Raw genomic sequence first — 4,794 nt, forward strand, 5'->3', positions numbered from 1 at the left:
TCCGGACAGCGATTCCGGACTTGAACAAAAATCGTCCGGATAATACCGAATTCAATGTCCGGATTATCCCGAAACAGGTGTCCGGATAATGCCGAATTCAGTGTCCGGATTGCTCCGAATTATGCATAAAACGTACTAAAGGTAATGAATATGAGGTAAGCCCACATCATAAAGTACCTTCAATTGATGTTCATGTGTTAAAGCCTTTCAAAGAAGGTAAAAAGTGGTATATCAAGTTTTTCTTCGTTGAACCAGATGCTGTATTCATCAGTGTGCATGAAAGTGGGGTGTAAAATGAAAATTGTAAAAGAAGGCGATAAAAAAAAGGTTATTTGCTCTGCTTGTGGATTAACTGAAGCTACTTATCAATTAAGAGATATTGATTTTAATGATCAATCAGGCACTGTCAAAGATGTTTTGGCAGCGGTATGTGGTAAATGCAATGAAGTAGTCAGTATTCCGAAACAATCAACAGCAAAAGTCAGAACTGAATATAATAAAGTTAAAACTTCGGTGGAAGTTAGAGTTCCTGCGCATTATCTGGATATTTTAACTCTAGCTTCACAGCGAATAGATCCGTCCTTGTCTGAAGTATTCAATAAACCTCTCATGCTTTATTATTTTCATGCATTAAGCAGTGGTAGGTATTCAGCTAACGGTTTAAACCACTTACTCTCTTCAGACCTAGCCAAAGCTAAAGCCTCAAAAAGGCTTTCTCTCAAGTTAAACGAAAAAAGTCTATCTCAAATAGAGACTCTAATGAAAAGCCAAGGCTTTAAAAATAATACTGATGTATTTAGATCTGTAATACTAAAAATTAACGAAGATATTGTACAATCTGAAAGGCCAAAACATTTAAAAGAGCTTCAAAATTTTGCGGCAGCATTTCATTAAAGTGAGCTTTTAACTATGAAAAAGCAGGATTTATCTACTCAAAAAAAGTGGCGACAACGTGGCGGCATTCCTCATTAACATACATCAAATGCCATTGAATACCATCAGTAAAAGTTAATGAAATCAGCTAAGTAATTGTTTTAACGTGGTTGGAAAAGGATGTAGGCTTTCTGGACGGGGGTTCAAATCCCCCCCCCGCCTCCACCAAATAAAACAAAGACTTAGCTCATCGAGCTAAGTCTTTTTTCTTTTTAATGTCCACATTTTGTCCACCCAAGTGTCGCCATTTGCGCTTAAAAATCTCATAAAATTTGACTCCCCAGCCTAAAAACCTCTCATAATCAATTGAATTTATTGTAAATAATAAAAATTATCTTTCTACGTCCAGAAATAAACCATCCATGTCCCAAATAGTATTTCAACTTCTTCTTTGAAATTAGGAATACATGAAGAAATTTCTACTTCATAACAGTTCCTTGATTAAAAATATTCTAAGAAAAGTGTCCTGAACGGGACTAACCAATTATCTTGATCAACATTGACAAGATATTGCACGCATATTTAATGCTTGATAATGATGTGTGCCCAATGAACTTTGATTAACTTTTACCCAGTTTGTATTTTTTAATGTTAAATTGTCGAACTCATACATAACGCAGCAACTTTTTGATGGCAGAAGGGATCCACCCCACAAGTTTATCAGGTTCAAACTTGGATTCTTTGTCACTTATAGGCAAAGCAGAAACCAATACAAGGTTTAACCTTAAAAACCACCAAACTTTCTTAGTTTCTTTAACTCCTGGCTCTCTGGCTGCTCATGATGTTTTTTTTAAATTTATCCAGCAGCATCTATGTTCAATATCAGTCAATAATTTAATGATTGCTCATGAATATAACATTGAAACTTCAAATACTCCTGATGATAACAATACTCTTACTGTAAGCGGGCTACCTATTGACGCGGCTTTAATTGAAGCTATTGATAATGCAAAAGCACAAGGTAATCGGCTATTAGATGCCGATATTTTTGCTAAGAATGATTATTCAAATAGATTAGATAAACTGCTTGTATATTTAGTAGAAAAAATAATTGAATTGGAAATAACTGAAAAAGAGGCCCTTAAATTTATTCAAGCCTTTCAACAGCGAATCGTTGAAATAGATCAATGGCAAAAACCGATGCAATTGCGTCATATTGGTGGCTTTCCGATGCCTGTTGACGAAGGTGATGAATGGGCATGCCTCTCTGGACTTTATATCCGCTTTAATCAATTTGCTCAGAATGATGAGACAAATGCTTATAAGCTTCAGTTAAATAAATGGCTAGATGATGCCTTTATACACTTATCACCTTACATGACGGATGGAAGTGAAGTGCATTTGGTTAGTGCAATTAAGTGGGTTTTGCTAGGGAGAGAAATTGAAAACGATGTACATTATCGACTTCCAATTCATGATTTAGTCGCAAAGGATTTGTTTGACCTTTTAACCAATGTTGCAGCTAAGTATACCACTCCTTTACAAATGAGCTTGGAGCTTTACATTCAACAAATAGAGCAAATGATGGAGCTAAAGCAACGATTTTATAATGAAGAAACCTATGACGAAAATTTAACTAGTGAGTTCAGTCAACTACAGCAGAAATTAGAAAAAGATCCTTGGACGCTGACTTTAAATATTCCATTATCAAAGAAAATTGTGGCGGGAGACTTTGATTTAAGCGGCGCCGCGAGAAAGCACATATCAAACCTTTCAAAAAGGCAAATGGAACATTTGCTCCCTGCGTCAAGGTTACCATTAGATGACTTCCATTACCTTGATGAGTGTACCAAACACCCTATGAAATTGGTTATGGATCTAATTGATAAAAATTATAAAGCTTTGGCTGCGTTGGTTACTTTATGTATGCCTACTGTCGATTTCCGTCCTTTTTTATTAATAGAGCTTCAAACTTCGCTCTTCAATTTTAAAAACATGAGCCTACTTTCTTTTTTAGAGTCACAATGTAAAGAATCACTTTTTGTTAGTAATTGGCTTCCTTTCATTACGGAGAGGCTTGAAGTCTGTGAAGGACATACAGCGGATTGTATGTTGCTAAAAAAATTTGTATTAGGAAGGGAGGATGCATGGGACGAGGTAGAAGAAACACATAAAGAAGTGTTTTTAATTGAGTGTATTAACAATGGTGCTAGTTATTCTATTATCAAACGTTTGATCGAAAAACTGCATAATAAAAATAATCATTTTATGATAAAAGATATTAATTGGAGCGCATGGATAGCATCAGAGCAACTGGTCCCATTACTTGTTCTTCTAAAAGGTCATGTTGATTTAAACGAAGTCTTAAGTACTCTTCCTAGTAATTATTTTGACGAAGGACAGTTAATTCATATTGCCTCAGAATATAAATTACCAGAGTTAATGGCGTATCTCCTAGCGCAAGAAGGTATAGAAGTAAATAGATTAACATCCAATGGTGAAAGCGCGCTGTTTTTGTGTTGCAATGAACAGTTTGAAGAAGGTGTTTCCCAATTGCTTGGTTATCAACTTGAGCACCCTAACAGTGACACAAAATTAGATCTAATAGATAGCGAGACTGAATGCACACCATTACAAATAGCTTGTCATAATCGGGACATTGAAATTGTTAGGCACTTCCTCACTTTTTACGAACAGCGCCCCCGCAAAGAGTCTATTCTATGGCATGAGTTAGAAGTCACAAGTACGTTATTACATGCAGCCTGTTTTACAGGAAGCACTTGGGTCGTCAGAGATTTTTCAACTGTGCTCATCCAAAACCCTGAGCTAATTGATGCTTTGTATCAAGAGGATAAAGAAGATAATTGCACAGTGCTGCATTTGGCTTGTCAGCAAGAACAGTATGAATTAGTTGATGAAATTTTATCCCTTTCCCCTAAATTCCATCAGATGAAAAAACTCTTTTTCTATGAGCATAAAACCACTCTTTTTACCCCCTTTCACCAAGCTATCAATCTTGGGAGTCTGGATATTGTTCAGGCGTTTATAGCGCTGTACACTCGAGATCCAAGTATAAAAGCACTGTTTACTTTAAAACATAGCGAATCACAAGACACTCCTCTTCAAACAGCATGTTCTCTTGGGCACGCTGAAATAGTAAGAGAGTTATTAGTATTTTATAGCAAACATCAAATATTAAACGAGGTTTTGACACTTGAAAGCTTGGAGTCAAAGCCTTCATCATTCTATGTTGCTTGTCATGAAGGTTATGTAAATATTATTGGAGAGTTTTTGGATTTAGTAGACTTACAGAACCCAACAATTCAAAAGTATATTTTTGGTAGAAATAAAACCACGCAACTTACTCCATTACTGGCTGCACTTGTGAATGGCCATGTGAAAGTAATGACTATTTTCTTAGCAATAACTGATAAACATCCGAATTTAGCGAACTATAATCCAACCAAAGACAGGTTTTAAGAGTGCTATCTTTTGCTTAACTCAACAAATTTTAGACTAAAAAAGTGGCGGCAAAGTGGCGACATTCCTCATCAACATACAGCAAATACCATTAAATTCCGTCAGTAAAAGTTAATGAAATCAGATAAGTAATTGTTTTAACGTGGGAAGAAAAGGATGTATGCTTTCTGGACGGGGGTTCAAATCCCCGCCTCCACCAAATTTAGTAACAAAGACGTCTTCGGACGTCTTTTTTATTGCCTAAATCAATATAAATTTAATCACTTAGCGTCTATTAACTCAAGTTTCGGAGTTCAAATCCAACAATAAAAATTGTTTATCATGTTGATATTTAAAGAAAAGGTAAGGGTTTGCGTGTTATAATCTTGTTGCTTAGACAAAAACTAAAACACACAAACCCTTAGATAAATATTGACATGAAATCACTTCCGCTTCCATCAC

General features: G+C 35.7%; 2 protein-coding genes. Both read left to right on the plus strand.

Going from position 1 to position 4,794, the window contains the following annotated elements:
* Positions 1 to 294 precede the first annotated feature (294 nt).
* Complete coding sequence (locus D5018_RS20645; protein ID WP_121840864.1) at positions 295 to 894, plus strand: hypothetical protein; 600 nt, start codon at positions 295 to 297, stop codon at positions 892 to 894.
* Positions 895 to 1,563: 669 nt separating this feature from the next.
* Positions 1,564 to 4,353: an ankyrin repeat domain-containing protein gene (locus tag D5018_RS20650; RefSeq protein WP_121840865.1), complete on the plus strand. Its 2,790-nt coding sequence runs from the start codon at positions 1,564 to 1,566 to the stop codon at positions 4,351 to 4,353.
* Positions 4,354 to 4,794: the final 441 nt, after the last annotated feature.

This window comes from Parashewanella curva (assembly GCF_003675895.1).
GTDB classification, from domain to species: domain Bacteria; phylum Pseudomonadota; class Gammaproteobacteria; order Enterobacterales; family Shewanellaceae; genus Parashewanella; species Parashewanella curva.